General features: G+C 47.5%; 36 protein-coding genes. 19 read left to right on the top strand and 17 right to left on the bottom strand.

Features of this window, described 5'->3' with window-relative positions; genetic code table 11:
• Positions 1-7: 7 nt before the first annotated feature.
• From ACLJQD_RS16450 to ACLJQD_RS16370, 17 genes are all read right to left on the bottom strand, one after another.
• The gene (locus ACLJQD_RS16450) at positions 8-265 is read right to left on the bottom strand and encodes a hypothetical protein (protein WP_017441415.1); all 258 of its coding nucleotides are present in this window, start codon (positions 263-265) and stop codon (positions 8-10) included.
• 1 nt (position 266) lies between these two features.
• A complete protein-coding gene (locus ACLJQD_RS16445; protein WP_042948408.1) occupies positions 267-908 on the bottom strand; it encodes an ead/Ea22-like family protein in 642 nt (213 codons plus the stop codon).
• A complete protein-coding gene (locus ACLJQD_RS16440; RefSeq protein ID WP_042948410.1) occupies positions 905-1,315 on the bottom strand; it encodes a hypothetical protein in 411 nt (136 codons plus the stop codon). Before ACLJQD_RS16440 ends, ACLJQD_RS16445 begins: the two co-directional genes overlap by 4 nt.
• On the bottom strand, positions 1,312-1,482 hold the full coding sequence (locus ACLJQD_RS16435) for a DUF2737 family protein (RefSeq protein ID WP_023242789.1): 171 nt from the start codon (positions 1,480-1,482) through the stop codon (positions 1,312-1,314). Before ACLJQD_RS16435 ends, ACLJQD_RS16440 begins: the two co-directional genes overlap by 4 nt.
• Positions 1,483-1,492: 10 nt before the next feature.
• Complete coding sequence (locus ACLJQD_RS16430) at positions 1,493-1,786, bottom strand: phage anti-RecBCD protein (protein WP_410967626.1); 294 nt, start codon at positions 1,784-1,786, stop codon at positions 1,493-1,495.
• A gap of 46 nt (positions 1,787-1,832) precedes the next feature.
• Positions 1,833-2,117: a sigma-70 family RNA polymerase sigma factor gene (locus ACLJQD_RS16425; RefSeq protein ID WP_001253476.1), complete on the bottom strand. Its 285-nt coding sequence runs from the start codon at positions 2,115-2,117 to the stop codon at positions 1,833-1,835.
• Positions 2,117-2,824, bottom strand: a complete 708-nt coding sequence (locus tag ACLJQD_RS16420) for a Rad52/Rad22 family DNA repair protein (protein ID WP_001046968.1) — start codon at positions 2,822-2,824, stop codon at positions 2,117-2,119. The genes ACLJQD_RS16425 and ACLJQD_RS16420 overlap by 1 nt, the downstream gene beginning before the upstream one ends.
• Entirely contained in the window at positions 2,821-2,964 is a 144-nt protein-coding gene (locus ACLJQD_RS16415) for a hypothetical protein (protein WP_000902092.1), read from the bottom strand. Before ACLJQD_RS16415 ends, ACLJQD_RS16420 begins: the two co-directional genes overlap by 4 nt.
• Entirely contained in the window at positions 2,954-3,142 is a 189-nt protein-coding gene (locus ACLJQD_RS16410; RefSeq protein WP_000156731.1) for a DUF5444 family protein, read from the bottom strand. Before ACLJQD_RS16410 ends, ACLJQD_RS16415 begins: the two co-directional genes overlap by 11 nt.
• A complete protein-coding gene (locus ACLJQD_RS16405; RefSeq protein ID WP_000141641.1) occupies positions 3,123-3,281 on the bottom strand; it encodes a protease FtsH-inhibitory lysogeny factor CIII in 159 nt (52 codons plus the stop codon). The genes ACLJQD_RS16410 and ACLJQD_RS16405 overlap by 20 nt, the downstream gene beginning before the upstream one ends.
• A gap of 84 nt (positions 3,282-3,365) precedes the next feature.
• Positions 3,366-3,680 (bottom strand): Superinfection exclusion protein, encoded by a 315-nt coding sequence (locus ACLJQD_RS16400; RefSeq protein ID WP_000776963.1) that lies wholly within the window; start codon positions 3,678-3,680, stop codon positions 3,366-3,368.
• A gap of 150 nt (positions 3,681-3,830) precedes the next feature.
• Positions 3,831-3,956 carry a hypothetical protein gene (locus ACLJQD_RS16395; protein WP_000405108.1) on the bottom strand — a complete coding sequence of 42 codons (126 nt, stop codon included), beginning with the start codon at positions 3,954-3,956 and terminating at the stop codon, positions 3,831-3,833.
• Complete coding sequence (locus ACLJQD_RS16390; protein ID WP_001748038.1) at positions 3,956-4,234, bottom strand: hypothetical protein; 279 nt, start codon at positions 4,232-4,234, stop codon at positions 3,956-3,958. Before ACLJQD_RS16390 ends, ACLJQD_RS16395 begins: the two co-directional genes overlap by 1 nt.
• A gap of 33 nt (positions 4,235-4,267) precedes the next feature.
• Entirely contained in the window at positions 4,268-4,822 is a 555-nt protein-coding gene (locus ACLJQD_RS16385) for a pentapeptide repeat-containing protein (protein WP_410967625.1), read from the bottom strand.
• Between the two features lie 83 nt (positions 4,823-4,905).
• The gene (locus ACLJQD_RS16380) at positions 4,906-5,100 is read right to left on the bottom strand and encodes an antirestriction Ral family protein (protein WP_000213981.1); all 195 of its coding nucleotides are present in this window, start codon (positions 5,098-5,100) and stop codon (positions 4,906-4,908) included.
• Positions 5,101-5,178: 78 nt separating this feature from the next.
• Positions 5,179-5,517, bottom strand: a complete 339-nt coding sequence (locus ACLJQD_RS16375) for a hypothetical protein (RefSeq protein WP_197901855.1) — start codon at positions 5,515-5,517, stop codon at positions 5,179-5,181.
• Between the two features lie 353 nt (positions 5,518-5,870).
• Entirely contained in the window at positions 5,871-6,521 is a 651-nt protein-coding gene (locus ACLJQD_RS16370) for a LexA family protein (protein ID WP_001095984.1), read from the bottom strand.
• An 80-nt stretch (positions 6,522-6,601) separates the two neighbouring features.
• Between ACLJQD_RS16370 and ACLJQD_RS16365 the strand changes: the two genes are divergently transcribed.
• The 19 genes from ACLJQD_RS16365 (at position 6,602) to ACLJQD_RS16275 (ending at position 16,433) form a co-directional block, all read left to right on the top strand.
• Entirely contained in the window at positions 6,602-6,787 is a 186-nt protein-coding gene (locus ACLJQD_RS16365; protein ID WP_000276884.1) for a Cro/CI family transcriptional regulator, read from the top strand.
• Between the two features lie 106 nt (positions 6,788-6,893).
• The gene (locus tag ACLJQD_RS16360) at positions 6,894-7,172 is read left to right on the top strand and encodes a lambda phage CII family protein (protein WP_000424166.1); all 279 of its coding nucleotides are present in this window, start codon (positions 6,894-6,896) and stop codon (positions 7,170-7,172) included.
• Between the two features lie 34 nt (positions 7,173-7,206).
• Complete coding sequence (locus ACLJQD_RS16355; protein WP_001125982.1) at positions 7,207-7,353, top strand: DUF2740 family protein; 147 nt, start codon at positions 7,207-7,209, stop codon at positions 7,351-7,353.
• Positions 7,346-8,206 carry a replication protein gene (locus tag ACLJQD_RS16350; RefSeq protein WP_410967624.1) on the top strand — a complete coding sequence of 287 codons (861 nt, stop codon included), beginning with the start codon at positions 7,346-7,348 and terminating at the stop codon, positions 8,204-8,206. Before ACLJQD_RS16355 ends, ACLJQD_RS16350 begins: the two co-directional genes overlap by 8 nt.
• Before the next feature lie 107 nt (positions 8,207-8,313).
• Positions 8,314-10,194: a toprim domain-containing protein gene (locus ACLJQD_RS16345; protein WP_410967623.1), complete on the top strand. Its 1,881-nt coding sequence runs from the start codon at positions 8,314-8,316 to the stop codon at positions 10,192-10,194.
• 76 nt (positions 10,195-10,270) lie between these two features.
• Complete coding sequence (locus ACLJQD_RS16340; RefSeq protein ID WP_023170974.1) at positions 10,271-10,477, top strand: hypothetical protein; 207 nt, start codon at positions 10,271-10,273, stop codon at positions 10,475-10,477.
• 11 nt (positions 10,478-10,488) lie between these two features.
• Complete coding sequence (locus ACLJQD_RS16335) at positions 10,489-10,686, top strand: hypothetical protein (RefSeq protein WP_410967622.1); 198 nt, start codon at positions 10,489-10,491, stop codon at positions 10,684-10,686.
• Positions 10,687-10,697: 11 nt separating this feature from the next.
• Positions 10,698-10,961 carry a hypothetical protein gene (locus ACLJQD_RS16330; RefSeq protein WP_023972016.1) on the top strand — a complete coding sequence of 88 codons (264 nt, stop codon included), beginning with the start codon at positions 10,698-10,700 and terminating at the stop codon, positions 10,959-10,961.
• Between the two features lie 224 nt (positions 10,962-11,185).
• Positions 11,186-11,626 carry a recombination protein NinB gene (locus ACLJQD_RS16325; RefSeq protein ID WP_000736903.1) on the top strand — a complete coding sequence of 147 codons (441 nt, stop codon included), beginning with the start codon at positions 11,186-11,188 and terminating at the stop codon, positions 11,624-11,626.
• Positions 11,623-12,150, top strand: a complete 528-nt coding sequence (locus ACLJQD_RS16320; protein ID WP_000153280.1) for a phage N-6-adenine-methyltransferase — start codon at positions 11,623-11,625, stop codon at positions 12,148-12,150. Before ACLJQD_RS16325 ends, ACLJQD_RS16320 begins: the two co-directional genes overlap by 4 nt.
• Positions 12,147-12,323, top strand: a complete 177-nt coding sequence (locus ACLJQD_RS16315; RefSeq protein WP_080182530.1) for a NinE family protein — start codon at positions 12,147-12,149, stop codon at positions 12,321-12,323. The genes ACLJQD_RS16320 and ACLJQD_RS16315 overlap by 4 nt, the downstream gene beginning before the upstream one ends.
• Positions 12,324-12,325: 2 nt before the next feature.
• Positions 12,326-12,727, top strand: a complete 402-nt coding sequence (locus ACLJQD_RS16310) for a hypothetical protein (RefSeq protein ID WP_000924597.1) — start codon at positions 12,326-12,328, stop codon at positions 12,725-12,727.
• Positions 12,720-12,896, top strand: coding sequence for a protein NinF (locus tag ACLJQD_RS16305; RefSeq protein ID WP_080182531.1), 177 nt, complete (start codon positions 12,720-12,722; stop codon positions 12,894-12,896). The genes ACLJQD_RS16310 and ACLJQD_RS16305 overlap by 8 nt, the downstream gene beginning before the upstream one ends.
• Positions 12,889-13,500 carry a recombination protein NinG gene (locus tag ACLJQD_RS16300; RefSeq protein WP_001108028.1) on the top strand — a complete coding sequence of 204 codons (612 nt, stop codon included), beginning with the start codon at positions 12,889-12,891 and terminating at the stop codon, positions 13,498-13,500. The genes ACLJQD_RS16305 and ACLJQD_RS16300 overlap by 8 nt, the downstream gene beginning before the upstream one ends.
• Positions 13,497-14,168 (top strand): serine/threonine protein phosphatase, encoded by a 672-nt coding sequence (locus ACLJQD_RS16295; protein ID WP_001028837.1) that lies wholly within the window; start codon positions 13,497-13,499, stop codon positions 14,166-14,168. The genes ACLJQD_RS16300 and ACLJQD_RS16295 overlap by 4 nt, the downstream gene beginning before the upstream one ends.
• Positions 14,159-14,677 (top strand): antiterminator Q family protein, encoded by a 519-nt coding sequence (locus ACLJQD_RS16290; RefSeq protein ID WP_000512805.1) that lies wholly within the window; start codon positions 14,159-14,161, stop codon positions 14,675-14,677. Before ACLJQD_RS16295 ends, ACLJQD_RS16290 begins: the two co-directional genes overlap by 10 nt.
• Positions 14,678-15,185: 508 nt before the next feature.
• Positions 15,186-15,509 carry a phage holin, lambda family gene (locus ACLJQD_RS16285; protein WP_000783734.1) on the top strand — a complete coding sequence of 108 codons (324 nt, stop codon included), beginning with the start codon at positions 15,186-15,188 and terminating at the stop codon, positions 15,507-15,509.
• Positions 15,493-15,969 (top strand): glycoside hydrolase family protein, encoded by a 477-nt coding sequence (locus ACLJQD_RS16280; RefSeq protein ID WP_000229392.1) that lies wholly within the window; start codon positions 15,493-15,495, stop codon positions 15,967-15,969. The genes ACLJQD_RS16285 and ACLJQD_RS16280 overlap by 17 nt, the downstream gene beginning before the upstream one ends.
• Positions 15,966-16,433, top strand: coding sequence for a lysis protein (locus ACLJQD_RS16275; protein WP_064034457.1), 468 nt, complete (start codon positions 15,966-15,968; stop codon positions 16,431-16,433). Before ACLJQD_RS16280 ends, ACLJQD_RS16275 begins: the two co-directional genes overlap by 4 nt.
• The last annotated feature ends 168 nt before the right edge of the window (positions 16,434-16,601 follow it).

The following is a 16,601-nucleotide window of genomic DNA, read 5'->3' as shown; positions in this document are numbered from 1 at the left end:
TTATCCCTCAGCCTGCCGTGCTTTCAACTTGGTTAGGGAATGTCAGGCTCTCATTAAAGGCCGCTCCGATACGCATTGCGGCGGGGATAAATTCGCTTTTCCCCTTATCTACTTCATCAAAAATTTCGTCATAGCGCGTCACATCAAATAGCGATACTTCACAATCGCCAGTCGTCGCAAACGCGATCCGATTTGAGGGACACTCCGCCAGTAGCTTATTGAGTTTCTTTACCCAGGCTTTTTCCTGTTTCGTCAAAGTAGCCATATCACTCCCCCTCAACCTTGATGCCAGCGGCATGGATTGCATTAGCACATTCATTTCTCATGCTGGATGCACCATCAGCAAATCCCTCGTACCGCTCAGCAGTAGAGCCAAGAACTGGAAGTTTAGGGAGGCAAACTGTCCGCGCCTCCAGCTCTGCTATGCGACTCTCGGCACTGTTTGCACGGGTGTGTTGTGTAATAAGCGATCGATTCGCCATTACTAATTTCTCGCGCTCTGCATTTAATGCAGCCGCCAGCTTATCTGCGCGGTACCGCTCATTATCAAAGCTGATACGCCAGTTTTCCCGCTCCTGCTCTGCGGCTGCCAGTCGCTCCCGTGCCTGTCGCATATCATCACGCAGCGCCAGCGCCACGGCCTCTATTGCGTCTTTTTCCCGCTGGAGTTGAATATTCTCGTCAAGCAGCGCCAGCGCGACTTTCGGGTTAAATGCAGCAATAAATTCAGCGTTAGCCTCAGCATTCGGTTGACAATCAAACCTACCCCACTTAATAACGTTCTCACAGCGCTTATCTCGCGGGGTGTGGATGGAAAAAGTTTTAGTATCGATATCAGAAAATACCTTCCAGGGGCCTTTTGTCGCCTTCTCCGCCACTTCACGCAGCGCACGTTTGTCGATGTTCATACCGCACCGCCTTTACGAGGTTGGGCGGCGAACTCGCAAACTGTTACACCGCCTTCTTCGGTGTAATCTGCTGACGAGATATGCAGACCATGAACAATGCTGCCGTCGTCACGTTGAATGTTGCCAACCCACAGCAGTCCGTCAGTAAAATCACCGTACCCGGATTCATGACCGTCACCACATTGTGAACAAATTAACTCTATGTCCGATGGCTCAAGGAAAATTTGTTGAGGGACAAGCCCGTAACCATCAGGGATTGCACTTGTCCGCACCGCAACCAGCGCCGCGTATTTAGCCTCAAGTTCCGCATAATCACTATGACGCACCATATCAGTACAGAATGATTCTCCTGTTATTGGTGGTGATAACTGGTCACTGACAATCGTATATATTTTCACTTCTTTCATTTCTTCCAACTCCGCAACATTGCATTCAGATATTTGTTTTCATTAACAGAACCGAAACTATTTCGCTTAAGCATTTCTTCGCGTGGAATATCGTTTATGGGTTTGAAGCGGTGTCGAATAATCATTTCCGATGGAAGGATGCCGGGGTCGTAGGAAAAACCTCTCATGATGAATTCCTCAGTTATTGCTGATAGCGCCGTAACGCGAACGGTAATCACGAAGGCGCTGGTCTATTTCAATAAATTTGGTGTAAGTGGCTTTTCGGAATGGTCGGATTGCTGTTTCGTTTATTCGGTCTTTTTCCTGTTTTTCTGCGAGTTGTATATCGCGTCGGTACTTCCGTTCTGCTTTTGTTTCCGGTGGCAGAGCAAGAAACGCGTCGAGATTGTTTTTGATATTTTCCAGCACCTCCGACTTGGAGCTACCGGAGCAGTTGCGCGGGTCATCCGCACCATATAGAGGTGCAGGCATAATTTACTCCAGGGTAGGTTATCCGAATAATGTGGTACGTATAGGGTTATTTCTTTCGTAAACGTGATAGCCTGCTTTTTACCGACTCTTCACTTCGCCCGAGAATTTTTGCTACATTTCTTTGTGTATAGCCTGATGAGATAAGCGTCTGCATTCTTTTGTCTTCGTCGTCGCTCCATCTTGGCTTAACGAATGCCGTTTTTAATGACAGTTTTTTTGCTATGTAATAAAACTGATTTATGTTTAGGCCCAGATGTTCTGCTGCACGGCAAGCTACCATGCGACCGCAAACTGACTCCATCTCAGCTGGAGTTATGTTTAATCTTCTCATTAAGCCACCTGTTTAAGCTCATTTATTCTGATATTCATTACCTGAACGCATTTTGTCTGCGCATCATCGTGACCAGCCAATAATTGCCAGTCATGCTGATATCTCTCAATTAGCTTTTTCTTGTCAGTTTCTGTTGCTGCATAATCGCTGAAGTCTTTCAGGATTTGTTCGCAGTCAACCGATGGAGATTTCTGGTTGGTATTTTCTGGTGATGGTTGATTGCATGATGCTGGCATGGCCCAGTCCGGCAGCGATGGAGGGAGCCAGTAAAATCCTGTTCCATCCTTCAGTTTTGCCCTGTGCCATCCTTGTTTCTTATCTCTGGATATCTGCGCAAATCCTTCCTCAAGATTATACAGATACCGTCCTATTCCCCACTGAACGGCTGCGCGCTTCATTGCTCCTGAACGACCGCCTTTGACGGCTTCTACCTGCGTGTTTTCAGCGGCATCCCATTTAGTTACCCATTCGGAATCAATCTTGATTGATATTCCGCATTCAACGCCGCCATTGTTTGGAATATCGCGATATTCATTGCGCCATCCGGCCTTTCCGCAAACATCGTCCAGGCGTTTCATGATTGCCCTGTTCGTGACATAAGCCAGCACCATAGCCCATAACTTCCCATCGCGTGTTTTCCCGCTTTGCTGTATTCGCCACTCAATATCTTCAGCAGCGAACGGTTCATCTAACAGATCCAGATTCATGAGTAATACCCCGCAAATTCATCCCAGCTAATAATCGGATTCTGCCGTTCTGCGGCTAAGTTAATTTGCTGCTCCACTTCTTCCTCAATTTCAGGAGGAATGAGGGCAATAAACTCGTTATCATCAAAATCATGCAACATGACGCGCCTCCCATTCTTCGTCCTGCCACTTATCCCAACCAAGAGCTATTCCTGCAGCCCATGTATACGCATCAGACATTCCCTGTTTTGTATCCGGAAATACTTTCTCATATAGCTTGTTGAACTCCCTGTTTCCTTGCTGAACAAGAATTGTTCCGTTAACAGGCGTAATGGTCATGGCGTGGTACTCCTGGCTGATTAAGAATTTCACCGAGACGTTTCCATCCGGCCCGTAATTTTCTGGTGATACGCTCTAAAAGTGATTCATTAAGTTGGGCGATACCCATGACGGCACCGCCCGCGATAGCAAATGTCATCGTGGGACTCTCCATTTTCATTTATTGGCATAGCTAAAACGCCTCGATATGAAGCGCTGTGGATATGCGATAAAACAGCCGCACTCAGGCGGCTGTTGTTGTTTCTTCTTTCAGGCTTTCGATATATTCACGCGGGTCGTCGTAACACTGGCATTCGCTATACCAATCCACCCAGCGATCCGTAAGCTCCATTTCTTCCAAATCCTGGTCAGTAAGGCTCTCATCCCACATCTCAAGGCCGTTAGCGTTGCAGTAATCAGGTTTGATGTTGTTGTCATACTGAAATGCGTCATAATCAGCCAGTGCATCCATCACTCGCACACCCTCTTCAACACTTGCTACTTCTACAATGAATGGCTTCATAGGAACTTGCGGGATATGCCAGACACGTAATTTCATATTTCCTCCAGGTAAAAAGAATGCCGCCCATATAGAGCGGCAAATAACATCAAGGGATGATTTTTCGATTAACCAGAACGAGTCGTCGTCCTCGTTTGGTTACGAGCAATATTGCTCACAATGACCACTATTAAAATGGTCATTAGGTGCTTATTCGCTGACAAATTTGGTAAGACTTTCGTGTAGCGAAACCAAAATTTCATCATCAAACCCATCAAGTAATGCTTGTTCGATAAGTTTGATAATTTCTGATGCTTGCTCTTTATTTATTTCCATCACTCCTCCCCAAGAGCCTTGCTGATGGCTGAGCGAGCTTTTCTCTCAGCGTTTGAAATATCTTTAGAACTACCATTTGACCAGGAGTTGAGAAGCAATTGTAGCGCTTCCAATAACTCCGGAGCTGCTGCTATCAAGTGTGCATTGGCCTCACATTCAGCTACGCGATTTTCGTCATGGGTCATGATAAAACCAAGCTGCAACCCAGCTCTATCTTGCCTGCAAATGCGTACATCCTTTCCGCTCCAAGGACCTGGCGTACCTTTAAACTTTTTCATATTCACCTCTGTGTCTCGCTGCCAAAAATACGCTTACTCAGTTACTTCATCTGCATATTCTTTACTTGTTAACCAATCCGGGCGTTCACCTTTACCAATATAGAAATCGATAATGTCAAGAAGACGTGGATAAAATTTAAGAGCTTTACGACCATCCATCTCAGCAATTTCCTGCTTACTATATTTTCTCCATTCCTCAACTGTGTGGTTCTGGCATCCTGCTCGTACATATTCACCGTTCGTTATACTTATGAAGTATTTCTCACCCAGAATTACGAAAGTGAGATCAGGCAGGTCGGCACCGCACAGGTTGGCACCGCGCAGGTCGGCATCGCGCAGGTCGGCACCGCGCAGGTTGGCACCGCGCAGGTTGGCACCGAGCAGGTCGGCACCGCGCAGGTTGGCACCGCGCAGGTCGGCATCGCGCAGGTTGGCACCGCGCAGGTTGGCACCGAGCAGGTCGGCACCGAACAGGTCGGCATCGCGCAGGTCGGCATCGCGCAGGTCGGCTCTAGATCCGCTCTCACGCATTGAGGTAATCCACACTTTGTGTTCTTCAAGAATCTTCGATAAATCTGCTGAATTCATGTTGTTATTCCTTAAATTTTGGCAATAAAAAAGGCCGCATTGCGACCTGATTAGATATTTGAAGTGAGATAAAAGAAGACCAACTATGTAGCCTTTAGTTTTTCCAGCTCTCTGGCAATCATTGCCGTGGTTCTGATTGCCCATTTATCGACAATCTTTCCATCTTCTCTCACCAGAGCCATTTCCTCAGGCTTCACCATGCATTCAGCATCAAGCTTGCAGCCTTTGCATTTCACAAAGCGACTACACCATTGGTTGGTATCAATAGTCGTAGTCATATTGGTAGTCCTGGTATTGTTCCATCACATCCTGAGGATGCTCTTCGAACTCTTCAAATTCGTCTTCCATATCTCATCTCAATCGTAATAAGCCGGAATTGATTTTCCGCGCTGCTTCTGTACGGCGTGTATTTTATTTCCGAGCGGGTTAACGTCCCGGTAGTAAATGCGGTTCTTCTTAACCGCTGTTACTTCAACTTCCTTCTGGCGCGTTCCGGCAAGCGAAATGGCTTTGGTGACGCGGTCAATTCTTTTGGCTTTGACCTCATGAGAAGCATCAGGAGCATCGCAGCCAAAAATTGAATCGATGATATTGCAGATGGTGTCGTGCTCTATGGCGAGCTTCCTGCGCCGCTCATGACGGCGAGTTTTAGCATTGCCTGCAAACGTTGACTTCCCGTAGGTGATAACCGTCATGATGTATTCCTCATGTGAAATGGCTTTGGTACTGGCGCCGGAACCTGTCTCAATTTCCGGATTTCAAGTGGCTTCTCAGTCCGGCCCGATCGGTACAGCTAGAGGCCTAAGCTCCACCACACGCCAGTCCAAACCCATCTCGTTTGGTATTTGTTCGCGCTTTGTCAGCGCATCATCGAAGTTAAAGAGCGTTGCCTTTCCGTTTGGCTACCAGCGTCCTGCTGATGGCTAAAATTTAAGACTTCTTAATTAAATGGTCAAGTGTATTTTTGAAGAAAACTTAAATATTTTATCGTTACTTAAGTTTTTATTTGATTTTTAAAGGAAAATGTAGTGTGAGGGGCGGGTGCCCCTTATGGAAGATTTGCGAGTTTTGCGTCAACAACTACGCCAATGATTTTGCAGTTTCCGTTGATTTCTATCATCGGATATTGTGGGTTTAATGGTTTTAAAAACTTTCGGCCTGCATCCATAACTAATTTTTTGAATGTGGCCTCGTTTTCACCTTCTAATTTTGCAACAACCAGCTTGCCGTTTCTTGGTTCGACTTCGGGATCAACCAGAATTATCATTCCTTCTGGAATGCTTAACCCTGCCGGTGCTGTCATAGAGTCACCTTGTACATCAAGCCAAAATGAATCTTCTGAACAATCTACAGTGGTGTCGTGCCAGTTCTCTATCGCGCGCTTGTGATAAGGTTCTACAGCTTCCATCCATTGCCCTGCGCTTACCCAACTGATAAGAGGGTATGATCCTCTTGGCTCATGCCTACTATGATAGGCAACGTTTGTCTGGCTTAAATCTCCTTTCAGCAAATAGTCAGGGGAGCACTGAAGAGCCTTCGAAAGTGCCAACAGGTTCTCCCCATTTGGCTCAGTCTCCGAGCGCTCCCATTGCGATATTGCAACATTAGACACTCCCACCATCTTACCAAGAGCGGCTTGTCTAATCTTGAGTTTTTTTCTTCGAGCGCGAATACGCTCACCCATCAATTGTGTATTCATAGTTAAGTCATCTTAAATAAACTTGACTAAAGATTCCTTTAGTAGATAATTTAAGTGTTCTTTAATTTCGGAGCGAGTCTATGTACAAGAAAGATGTTATCGACCACTTCGGAACCCAGCGTGCAGTAGCTAAGGCTTTAGGCATTAGCGATGCAGCGGTCTCTCAATGGAAGGAAGTTATCCCAGAGAAAGACGCATACCGATTAGAGATCGTTACAGCTGGCGCCCTGAAGTACCAAGAAAACGCTTATCGCCAAGCGGCGTAAGCAAAACGCTCTTTACCAATCTGAACCGCCGACAACGCGGTAAACCTATTTCAAAGCGCATCAACGAATGCGCACAACTAACTATTAACTACAGGAATGTTCACATATGGAACTCACAAGCACTCGCAAGAAAGCCAACGCAATTACCAGCAGCATCCTTAACCGGATAGCTATTCGTGGACAGCGTAAAGTCGCTGATGCGTTAGGCATTAACGAATCTCAAATTTCACGATGGAAAGGCGATTTCATTCCGAAGATGGGGATGTTATTGGCGGTTCTGGAGTGGGGTGTCGAGGATGAGGAGTTGGCAGAACTGGCAAAGAAAGTTGCGCATCTGCTGACAAAAGAAAAAGCCCCGAAGAACGGCGAATTCTTCGAGGCCTGATGTAGAAAGACTGGATCAATCCACAGGAGTAATTATGCCAAAACAACTCAGTCCTGACCAGGACAAATTACACAAAAACATACTACGTGATCGGTTCTTATCCAGCTTCAAACAGCCTGGTCGATTCCGGGCTGAGTTGGAAAAGGTGAAGCTGATGCAGAAGGAGAAAGGTCATGAGTAATCTTGCAACCGTAACACATTTAAGGCCTTCACAACGGCCTGTGGAGCGTCGTGTGGCAGAAGTTGAAGATGGTTATACCCGTCTTGCAAATGCCCTGTATGAAGAGCTTATCGGCGCAGATTTAACGAAAAATCAGAGCAAGGTTGCCCACGCCATATGCCGTAAAACATACGGCTACGGTAAAAAGATGGATCGCATCTCTGATAGTCAGTTAGCTCAAATTACCAGGCTGCCAAGACAGAAGGTAAACAAGGCCAAGAATGAGCTTATCGCGATGAAGGTTATCCTTCGCGAAGGCCAGCAAATCGGGCCAAACAAGAACATCGAGGAATGGCAAATCGAAGGCTGTCACTACTCTGGTGATAATGTCACTGCATTGGTGACAAAAAGTGTCACCAAAACGGTGACAGCGCTGTCACCAAAACAGGGACACACAAAAGAAACTATTACAAAAGAAAAAAGAAATAATAAAAACACTATGTCCGAAAGTGTTCGGACGGAGTGTGAAAAATCACCTGACCGTTACGAAGAAACCGACAAGGCATTCGAGGAAATATTCTGGTGTGCAGGCATGCGGAAAGCCGGTAAGAAAAACGCAGCTTCGGCATTCAGAACACAGTTCAGGGAGTGGCGTAAAACTACCAGGGGGACGGCAAGCGAGTTTGCCACGATGCTGGCAGAAGACATCGCATACAGGAATGGTAAGCAGTTCGGATTCGACAGGTTGTTACCATCGAGCTACCTGAACGGTCAGCGCTGGAACGACGAAAAGCCAGAAACAATTCAACCACAATCCAAACCATCATCCGCAATCACCGTATCGAAAACTGGCTACGTGTTTTTCGACAGGTGAACCATGAAATCCAGAATCAAATCGCTACTGGTCGCTGGTTATAACCACGGCTGGTTAAGTATTTCGTTTGTCGATTTCTGGTTTAAAAATCTCAATCTGAGGGAATCATGACGCCAAGTGAACTTAGCGACCTGCTATGGGCGCAGGTTGACAGGGTGGCCCCGCACCTGTTGCCAAACGGCAAGAAAGAGGGGCATGAGTGGGTTGCTGGCAACGTCAACGGCGACAAGGGAAACAGCCTGAAGGTTAACCTTAGCGGTAAGAAAAAATGGGCTGATTTCGCTGAGGGAGACGGCGGTGACATGCTTGATTTGTGGATGGCATGTCGTGGAATTAACCTGCATCAGGCTATGCAGGAGGCGAAGGCATTTCTCGGCATCAAGGATGATGATCACCATTTCGACGCCAGACGTGAGAAGAAATTCTCCAGACCTGACCGCAAGAAAATCGCCCGTTACGTTACCAGAACAGAATCCCATCTTGAGTACCTGCAATCGCGTGGCATATCTCCAGAAGTCGTAAAGCGGTACGAGGTTGTCAGCGGCAAGGTGTGGAATGGAGAGCGAGAACTGGATGCTTTGGTGCTTCCGTACAAGCGCGATGGTGAGTTATTGCAGGTCAAGAGAATCAGCACCGAACGTCCGGACGGGAAGAAAGTCATCATGGCAGAAGGTGACTGTGAACCCTGTCTGTTCGGATGGCAGGCTCTCGATGCTGGCGTGAGGGCGGTTGTACTTTGCGAAGGCGAAATTGATTGCATGAGCTATGCGCAATACGGAATTCCGGCGCTATCTGTCCCGTTCGGTGGCGGGAAAGGCGCTAAACAACAGTGGATTGAGTTTGAATACCATAACCTCGACAGGTTTGAAGAAATATTTATTTCGATGGACGGTGATGATGTAGGTCGCGAAGCTGCAAGGGAAATCGCAAGCCGACTTGGTGAACATCGATGCCGTCTGGTTACACTGCCACACAAAGATATCAACGAATGCCTGATGAACGGCGTCACCGAGGATGAAATCTGGCAATACATCGGGACGGCGTCATATTTCGACCCCGAAGAGCTTTACAGCGCCCGTGAGTTTTATCAGGACACCATCAATGCTTTCTACGGCAAGCAGCAGTATCTGTTTAACCCACCGTGGGAAACGCTGGCTTACAACTTCCAGTTCCGTGAGGCGGAGTTAACTCTTGTCAATGGCGTGAACGGTCATGGAAAAACGGAGGTCGTCGGGCATATGGCACTTGAGGCCATGAGGCAGGGGGTAAAAACATGCGTCGCATCGCTTGAACTGAAGCCCGGGATTCTGCTTAAACGCCTGACCAGGCAGTCTACATGTTGCAAAATGCCGCCAGTTCTGGAAATCGAATCAGCATTTAAGTTTTACGATGACCGGCTATGGTTATTTGGCCTGACAGGTACAGCCAAGGCTGAACGCCTGATTGAAATTTTCACATACGCCAGACGGCGATACGGCATCCAGTTATTCATCATCGACAGCCTCATGAAGTGCGGTATTGGCGATGACGATTACAACGGGCAAAAGGCGTTTGTTGATGCGCTGTGCGACTTCAAGAATAAAACCAACTCTCACATTATCCTCGTCACTCACTCCAGAAAGGGAGACAGCGAGGAGAAACCTACCGGAAAGATGGACGTAAAAGGCTCAGGAGCGATTACAGACCTGACAGATAACCTGTTTATCATCTGGCGCAATAAAGCTCGCGAGAGAGCGTTACAGCGCGTTCAGGCTGGCGAGCAAATTAACGAGAAAGACCAGCAACTTCTTGCTGCGCCCGCATCTGTTTTAATGCTTGAGAAGCAGCGGAACGGGGAGGGGTGGGAAGGTGGCGTGCCGTTATTTCTTGACGAACAGTCTCACCAGTTCCTGCAAATGGAAGGTGCATCACCATACAACTACATAGCTAACATGCCGAAGTCGGAGTATGACGAAGTGTGGAGGCAGGAGAATGTTACGGAGTGCTAAATGACCATCTACATCACTGAGCTAATAACAGGCCTGCTGGTAATCGCAGGCCTTTTTATTTGGGGGAGAGGGAAGCATGGTTAATTGGATGCTCGCCGCCATCAAATGCATTGGCGTTGGATGGATTCTTCTGACGTTTTTTATTGTTCTGCGTAGCTACATTAGTCTTGTTAATGGCGGTAAAGACCCATTCTCTACGTTGTTTGGTGCTGCGTTTACCTGGGTACTTATCGGAATTGTACCTGTAGCGATAGCAAAAATGGCGTGGCGTTTTATCAACTAAAAGTGAGAGTAATGATGAGAAAGAAACAAGCAGAGAAATTATTTTGTGACGCCATGGATGCGTTGGCTAAGGTCGGCGAAAGCCCATTGAATTACTTTCTGTCTTATGCCCGTGGTTTTATGGCTGCCGAGAACAAGACGGAATATCTGCACGAATGGGAAGACGGGACAATGCGTCTGAAAGTTAGCGATGGTGAGCATATTCATTGATGGAGAAAAATATGGACGAGAGCTACCGACAGTTTGAAGATTGGTGGTCAAAAGACAAAAGCCAGTTTACGGATGACGACGAATTAAAAAATTTTTCTTGGGTTATATGGCAGGCATCACGCGCCGCTATCGAGATTGAGTTGCCAACAAAAAATGATATCTCCAGCGATGACAACTCCATTCCTGACCTGGTTGATTGGGATGATGGAAGAAACGCTGGAATTCAGGAATGCGCAGAAGCCATCCGCGCCGCTGGAATCAAAGTGAAGGAGTGATTTATGTGTGTATATCACCTGAAACAATGCTACGGATGCGGAATGCCTCTTCGGTTTAATGGATTCCAGGGTATTCCTGATGTGCCTATGTGTAGTTCTTGTCGGGATAAAGGAATTAAGCCGAGATACGTTTATGTTTATTCCGCCAACAAGATATTGCCGAAGTATGAATACAGCACGGAAATAATGAGGTCAAAAACAAATATCTAACGTGGTATAGCGATATGAAAAAACTAACCTTTGAAATTCGATCTCCAGCGCATCAGCAAAACGCCATTCACGCAGTACAGCAAATCCTTCCAGACCCAACCAAACCAATCGTAGTAACCATTCAGGAACGCAACCGCAGCTTAGACCAGAATCGAAAGCTTTGGGCTTGCCTTGGTGACGTTTCGCGTCAGGTTGAATGGCATGGTCGCTGGCTGGATGCAGAAAGCTGGAAGTGTGTGTTTACCGCAGCATTAAAGCAGCAGGACGTTGTTCCTAACCTTGCCGGGAATGGCTTTGTGGTAATAGGCCAGTCAACCAGCAGGATGCGTGTAGGCGAATTTGCGGAGCTATTAGAGCTTATACAGGCATTCGGTACAGAGCGTGGCGTTAAGTGGTCAGACGAAGCGCGACTGGCTCTCGAATGGAAAGCGCGATGGGGAGATCGGGCTGCATGACTATCAAATCAAATACGCCAGCACACGACAAGGACTGCTGGCAAACGCCGCTTTGGCTTTTTGATGCACTGGATATTGAGTTTGGATTCTGGCTGGATTCGGCAGCGAGCGACAAAAATGCTCTGTGTGCTCACTGGCTAACTGAGGCCGACGACGCGCTCAATTCTGAGTGGGTAAGCCACGGTGCAATCTGGAATAACCCACCGTACAGCAATATCAGGCCGTGGGTGGAAAAAGCCGCTGAGCAGTGCATACAACAGCGACAGACGGTAGTTATGCTTGTGCCAGAGGATATGTCAGTCGGATGGTTCAGCAAGGCTCTGGAGAGTGTCGACGAAGTTCGCATTATCACTGATGGACGGATTAATTTTATCGAACCATCGACAGGGCTGGAGAAGAAGGGAAACAGCAAAGGCTCCATGCTGCTGATTTGGCGACCGTTCATCAGTCCTCGACGGATGTTTACTACCGTATCCAAAGCGGCATTGATGGCGATCGGGCAGGGCGTCAGGAGGGCGGCATGAGGCGACAGCGACGAAGTATCACCGACATCATCTGCGAAAACTGCAATTACCTTCCAACGAAACGCTCCAGAAACAAACGCAAGCCAATCCCAAAAGAATCTGACGTAAAAACCTTCAACTACACGGCTCACTTGTGGGATATCCGGTGGCTAAGACATCGTGCGAGGAAATGACAATGCTTTTAATTCAACCAGGATTTGGCCTGAGCATCAAAAAAGGGCACATGTTTGGCGAGAAAGAGTCTCAACGAAAAATGGTGTCTATCCGGTTGCCATTTATCAGTATTTATTGGCTAAACAGGGAGGCAACAAATTATTGGTATACATGCGCGCGTGCCGCATTTAATGACCCTGACTGGTTTATTGAAAACCATCATGCAGTTCGTCAGGCGAAACGAAAATCCACCATAACAAAAATGAAAGCGTATCGGGACGCTTGGGAAGAACATAGAAATCGATACCAAAAGGACATTGAAAAGCTGAAATCAGAAAACACTGAGATAAAACGAAGGCTAGGGGAAGCGAAAAGGGATATTGATGCCTATAAGCGGCTTGTAGGTGGTGATAGCCATGCTTAGCCCAACTCAAATCATGCAATACCAGAAAGAAAGCGTCGATCGAGCTTTAACGTGCGCTAACTGCGGTCAGAAGCTGCATGTGCTGGAAGTTCATGTGTGCTCCGATTGCTGTGCAGAACTGATGAGCGATCCGAATAGCTCAATGTACGAGGAAGAAGACGATGGCTAAACCAGCGCGAAGACGATGTAAAAACGATGAATGTCGGGAATGGTTTCACCCTGCATTCGCTAATCAGTGGTGGTGCTCTCCAGAGTGTGGAACCAAGATAGCACTCGAACGACGAAGTAAAGAACGCGAAAAAGCGGAAAAAGCAGCAGAGAAGAAACGACGACGAGAGGATCAGAAACAGAAAGATAAACTTAAGATTCGAAAACTCGCCTTAAAGCCCCGCAGTTACTGGATTAAACAAGCCCAACAAGCCGTAAACGCCTTCATCAGAGAAAGAGACCGCGACTTACCATGTATCTCGTGCGGAACGCTCACGTCTGCTCAGTGGGATGCCGGGCATTACCGGACAACTGCTGCGGCGCCTCAACTCCGATTTGATGAACGCAATATTCACAAGCAATGCGTGGTGTGCAACCAGCACAAAAGCGGAAATCTCGTTCCGTATCGCGTCGAACTGATTAACCGCATCGGGCAGGAAGCAGTAGACGAAATCGAATCAAACCATAACCGCCATCGCTGGACTGTCGAAGAGTGCAGGACCATCAAGGCGGAGTATCAACAGAAACTTAAAAAACTGCGAAACAGCAGAAGTGAGGCTGCATGAATATCTACGAAAGAATTGATGGCAGCAAATACCGAAATATTTGGGTAGCTGGCGACCTGCACGGATGCTACACGAACCTTATGAACAAACTGGATACGATTGGATTCGACAACAAAAAAGACCTGCTTATCTCGGTGGGCGATTTGGTTGATCGTGGTGCAGAGAACGTTGAATGCCTGGAATTAATCACATTCCCCTGGTTCAGAGCTGTACGTGGAAACCATGAGCACATGATGATTGATGGCTTATCAGAGCGTGGAAACGTCAATCACTGGCTGCTTAATGGCGGTGTCTGGTTCTTTAATCTCGATTACGACAAAGAAATTCTGGCTAAAGCTCTTGCCCATAAAGCAGAAGAACTTCCGTTAATCATCGAACTGGTGAGCAAAGGTAAAAAATATGTCATCTGCCACGCCGATTATCCTTGTGACGAATACGAATTTGGAAAGCCAGTTGATCATCAGCAGGTAATCTGGAACCGCGAACGAATCAGCAACTCACAAGACGGGATCGTGAAAGAAATTAAAGGCGCGGACACGTTTATCTTTGGTCATACGCCAGCAGTGAAACCACTTAAATTTGCCAACCAAATGTATATCGATACCGGCGCAGTGTTCTGCGGAAACCTCACATTGATTCAGGTACAGGGAGAAGGCGCGTGGGCATAAGAGAACTAAACCTCACCAAAGAACAGCATGAGTGGCTGAATGGCTGGCTTGAACTGTGGGGCGCATGGGTTTATTCAGGTCGTCTGGAAAAGCGCATGAGCAGCGTAATAGCGAAGTTCATGGAGAGCGTAGAGCCGGGAAGAGTTATGACAAGGCCAATGTGCAATGATGATGATGGAATGTTGATTTCTCAGGTCGTCGATTCCGTCATGTGCATTGACAAGAAAGCCTTTGGCATCCTCCTCAGCTACTACGCTCATGGTTCATCTAAGCGAGCAATTGCATCCTACTATCACGCGACTGCAAAGCCACGCAAGATGTGTGGACGTGGTGGCGAGGGATGGAGAAAACCTTCACTGGCAACCTGTAGAAACGAAATTGACGACATCCTGAAAGCATCGTTATTTGTTTTGTACCAGCCAATGCAAAATGCTTTCAAAATGCGTAAACGTGTTGAGAAAGTTAAGCATGTTGCTGTTAAAAGCCTTGACATGCAATTATCCATTTAGCCATAATTAGCAGGTAAGCTGCCGTTAGTGACTCTTAAGTTGCAACGGTGGCTTTTTTATTTGCACAACAGGTAAGAGCATTGAACCCGCAGACCTCGCGGAATTGGTGAAAGGTGCCGCGCAGTGCTCTTATCGTTGTGGTGAAGCTCAATGGCGAGCTAGCAGATAGGCGATAGTGAAAATACTAGTCATGTAGCTGACCGCCGCGCGTACTGCAATCGGCAGCGCACCGATGGAAGCCGGTTCGATTCCGGCCGCCACAACCCAAACTGAGCCGTAGCCACTGGCTATCCTAGATTCATCAGTGATAGTTATGCTGCGGCCTTCTACACATGACCTTCGTGAAAGCGGATGGCAGGAGGTTGCGCTAACAACCTCATGCCGTTTTGCCCGTGCATATCGGTCACGAACAAATCTGATTACTAAACACAGTAGCCTGGATTTGTTCTATCAGTAATCGACCTTATTCCTAATTAAATAGAGCAAATCCCCTTATTGGGGGTAAGACATGAAGATGCCAGAAAAACATGACCTGTTAGCCGCTATTCTCGCGGCAAAGGAACAAGGCATCGGGGCAATCCTTGCGTTTGCAATGGCGTACCTTCGCGGCAGATATAATGGCGGTGCGTTTACAAAAACAGTAATCGACGCAACGATGTGCGCCATTATCGCCTGGTTCATTCGTGACCTTCTCGACTTCGCCGGACTAAGTAGCAATCTCGCTTATATAACGAGCGTGTTCATCGGCTACATCGGTACTGACTCGATTGGTTCGCTTATCAAACGCTTCGCTGCTAAAAAAGCCGGAGTAGAAGATGGTGGAAATCAATAATCAACGTAAGGCGTTCCTCGATATGCTGGCGTGGTCAGAGGGGACTGATAACGGACGTCAGAAAACCAGAAATCATGGTTATGACGTCATTGTAGGCGGAGAGCTATTCACTGATTACTCAGATCACCCTCGCAAACTTGTCACGCTAAACCCCAAACTCAAATCAACAGCTGCAGGCCGTTACCAGCTTCTTTCCCGTTGGTGGGATGCCTATCGTAAGCAGCTTGGCCTGAAAGATTTCTCTCCCAAAAGCCAGGACGCTGTGGCATTGCAGCAGATTAAAGAGCGTGGCGCTTTACCGATGATTGATCGCGGTGATATCCGTCAGGCTATCGACCGTTGCAGCAATATCTGGGCTTCACTGCCGGGCGCTGGTTATGGTCAGTTCGAGCATAAGGCTGACAGCCTGATTGCAAAATTCAAAGAGGCTGGCGGAACGGTCAGAGAGATTGAGGTATGAGCAGAGTAACCGCGATTATCTCCGCTCTGATTATCTGCATCATCGTCTGCCTGTCATGGGCTGTTAATCATTACCGTGATAACGCCATGACCTACAAAGAGCAGCGAGATAAAAAAGTCAGTGAGCTGAAGCAGGCGACCGCCACCATTACTGACATGCAGCAACGCCAGCGTGCTGCTGATTCACTCGATGCTAAATACACGAAGGAGTTAGCTGATGCGAAAGCTGAAAATGATGCTCTTCGGCGCAAGCTTGATAATGGTGGTCGGGTGCTCGTCAAAGGCAAATGTTCTGTGCCATCCTCAGCCGAAACCGCCAGCACCAGCCGCGTGGGCAATGCTGCCACCGTCGAACTCTCTCCAGGTGCTGGACAAAACGTTCTCAATATCCGCGCCGGAATCATCAGCGACCAGGAAAAACTGAAGTATTTGCAGGAGTACATCAGGACGCAATACCTGAAATAATTTCCATCACATAGAAATTTGACAAGTGACTTTCATGAAAATGCCTCGTAATGCGGGGCTTTTTTGTGTCCGCAGTAAACGCGCATCGCAGCGCATATAAACCCGAGTCTTTCAGAAAGCTGAGCCTGAGAACTGCCGTATATGGTGGCGACCATCTCGGGGACGGCT

Source organism: Salmonella sp. SAL04214 (assembly GCF_046550615.1).
GTDB classification, from domain to species: Bacteria; Pseudomonadota; Gammaproteobacteria; order Enterobacterales; family Enterobacteriaceae; genus Salmonella; species Salmonella enterica.
The sequence above is the reverse complement of the archived record's forward strand: the minus strand, read 5'-3'. Positions and strand labels throughout refer to the sequence as shown.

What these genes read in the sequence shown, in the direction of transcription:
- ACLJQD_RS16390 (WP_001748038.1), bottom strand. Translation starts at nt 4,234, where the DNA reads ATGAAAAAGTTTAAAGGTACGCCAGGTCCTTGGAGCGGAAAGGATGTA.
- ACLJQD_RS16420 (WP_001046968.1), bottom strand. Translation starts at nt 2,824, where the DNA reads ATGAATCTGGATCTGTTAGATGAACCGTTCGCTGCTGAAGATATTGAG.
- ACLJQD_RS16295 (WP_001028837.1), top strand. Translation starts at nt 13,497, where the DNA reads ATGAATATCTACGAAAGAATTGATGGCAGCAAATACCGAAATATTTGG.
- ACLJQD_RS16425 (WP_001253476.1), bottom strand. Translation starts at nt 2,117, where the DNA reads ATGAGAAGATTAAACATAACTCCAGCTGAGATGGAGTCAGTTTGCGGT.
- ACLJQD_RS16415 (WP_000902092.1), bottom strand. Translation starts at nt 2,964, where the DNA reads ATGTTGCATGATTTTGATGATAACGAGTTTATTGCCCTCATTCCTCCT.
- ACLJQD_RS16450 (WP_017441415.1), bottom strand. Translation starts at nt 265, where the DNA reads ATGGCTACTTTGACGAAACAGGAAAAAGCCTGGGTAAAGAAACTCAAT.
- ACLJQD_RS16395 (WP_000405108.1), bottom strand. Translation starts at nt 3,956, where the DNA reads ATGGAAATAAATAAAGAGCAAGCATCAGAAATTATCAAACTTATCGAA.
- ACLJQD_RS16325 (WP_000736903.1), top strand. Translation starts at nt 11,186, where the DNA reads ATGAAAAAACTAACCTTTGAAATTCGATCTCCAGCGCATCAGCAAAAC.
- ACLJQD_RS16440 (WP_042948410.1), bottom strand. Translation starts at nt 1,315, where the DNA reads ATGAAAGAAGTGAAAATATATACGATTGTCAGTGACCAGTTATCACCA.
- ACLJQD_RS16380 (WP_000213981.1), bottom strand. Translation starts at nt 5,100, where the DNA reads ATGACTACGACTATTGATACCAACCAATGGTGTAGTCGCTTTGTGAAA.
- ACLJQD_RS16280 (WP_000229392.1), top strand. Translation starts at nt 15,493, where the DNA reads ATGGTGGAAATCAATAATCAACGTAAGGCGTTCCTCGATATGCTGGCG.
- ACLJQD_RS16365 (WP_000276884.1), top strand. Translation starts at nt 6,602, where the DNA reads ATGTACAAGAAAGATGTTATCGACCACTTCGGAACCCAGCGTGCAGTA.
- ACLJQD_RS16285 (WP_000783734.1), top strand. Translation starts at nt 15,186, where the DNA reads ATGAAGATGCCAGAAAAACATGACCTGTTAGCCGCTATTCTCGCGGCA.
- ACLJQD_RS16435 (WP_023242789.1), bottom strand. Translation starts at nt 1,482, where the DNA reads ATGAGAGGTTTTTCCTACGACCCCGGCATCCTTCCATCGGAAATGATT.
- ACLJQD_RS16410 (WP_000156731.1), bottom strand. Translation starts at nt 3,142, where the DNA reads ATGACCATTACGCCTGTTAACGGAACAATTCTTGTTCAGCAAGGAAAC.
- ACLJQD_RS16300 (WP_001108028.1), top strand. Translation starts at nt 12,889, where the DNA reads ATGGCTAAACCAGCGCGAAGACGATGTAAAAACGATGAATGTCGGGAA.
- ACLJQD_RS16315 (WP_080182530.1), top strand. Translation starts at nt 12,147, where the DNA reads ATGAGGCGACAGCGACGAAGTATCACCGACATCATCTGCGAAAACTGC.
- ACLJQD_RS16370 (WP_001095984.1), bottom strand. Translation starts at nt 6,521, where the DNA reads ATGAATACACAATTGATGGGTGAGCGTATTCGCGCTCGAAGAAAAAAA.
- ACLJQD_RS16360 (WP_000424166.1), top strand. Translation starts at nt 6,894, where the DNA reads ATGGAACTCACAAGCACTCGCAAGAAAGCCAACGCAATTACCAGCAGC.
- ACLJQD_RS16310 (WP_000924597.1), top strand. Translation starts at nt 12,326, where the DNA reads ATGCTTTTAATTCAACCAGGATTTGGCCTGAGCATCAAAAAAGGGCAC.
- ACLJQD_RS16305 (WP_080182531.1), top strand. Translation starts at nt 12,720, where the DNA reads ATGCTTAGCCCAACTCAAATCATGCAATACCAGAAAGAAAGCGTCGAT.
- ACLJQD_RS16430 (WP_410967626.1), bottom strand. Translation starts at nt 1,786, where the DNA reads ATGCCTGCACCTCTATATGGTGCGGATGACCCGCGCAACTGCTCCGGT.
- ACLJQD_RS16350 (WP_410967624.1), top strand. Translation starts at nt 7,346, where the DNA reads ATGAGTAATCTTGCAACCGTAACACATTTAAGGCCTTCACAACGGCCT.
- ACLJQD_RS16355 (WP_001125982.1), top strand. Translation starts at nt 7,207, where the DNA reads ATGCCAAAACAACTCAGTCCTGACCAGGACAAATTACACAAAAACATA.
- ACLJQD_RS16405 (WP_000141641.1), bottom strand. Translation starts at nt 3,281, where the DNA reads ATGACATTTGCTATCGCGGGCGGTGCCGTCATGGGTATCGCCCAACTT.
- ACLJQD_RS16335 (WP_410967622.1), top strand. Translation starts at nt 10,489, where the DNA reads ATGATGAGAAAGAAACAAGCAGAGAAATTATTTTGTGACGCCATGGAT.
- ACLJQD_RS16320 (WP_000153280.1), top strand. Translation starts at nt 11,623, where the DNA reads ATGACTATCAAATCAAATACGCCAGCACACGACAAGGACTGCTGGCAA.
- ACLJQD_RS16385 (WP_410967625.1), bottom strand. Translation starts at nt 4,822, where the DNA reads ATGAATTCAGCAGATTTATCGAAGATTCTTGAAGAACACAAAGTGTGG.
- ACLJQD_RS16340 (WP_023170974.1), top strand. Translation starts at nt 10,271, where the DNA reads ATGGTTAATTGGATGCTCGCCGCCATCAAATGCATTGGCGTTGGATGG.
- ACLJQD_RS16330 (WP_023972016.1), top strand. Translation starts at nt 10,698, where the DNA reads ATGGACGAGAGCTACCGACAGTTTGAAGATTGGTGGTCAAAAGACAAA.
- ACLJQD_RS16375 (WP_197901855.1), bottom strand. Translation starts at nt 5,517, where the DNA reads ATGACGGTTATCACCTACGGGAAGTCAACGTTTGCAGGCAATGCTAAA.
- ACLJQD_RS16445 (WP_042948408.1), bottom strand. Translation starts at nt 908, where the DNA reads ATGAACATCGACAAACGTGCGCTGCGTGAAGTGGCGGAGAAGGCGACA.
- ACLJQD_RS16345 (WP_410967623.1), top strand. Translation starts at nt 8,314, where the DNA reads ATGACGCCAAGTGAACTTAGCGACCTGCTATGGGCGCAGGTTGACAGG.
- ACLJQD_RS16275 (WP_064034457.1), top strand. Translation starts at nt 15,966, where the DNA reads ATGAGCAGAGTAACCGCGATTATCTCCGCTCTGATTATCTGCATCATC.
- ACLJQD_RS16400 (WP_000776963.1), bottom strand. Translation starts at nt 3,680, where the DNA reads ATGAAATTACGTGTCTGGCATATCCCGCAAGTTCCTATGAAGCCATTC.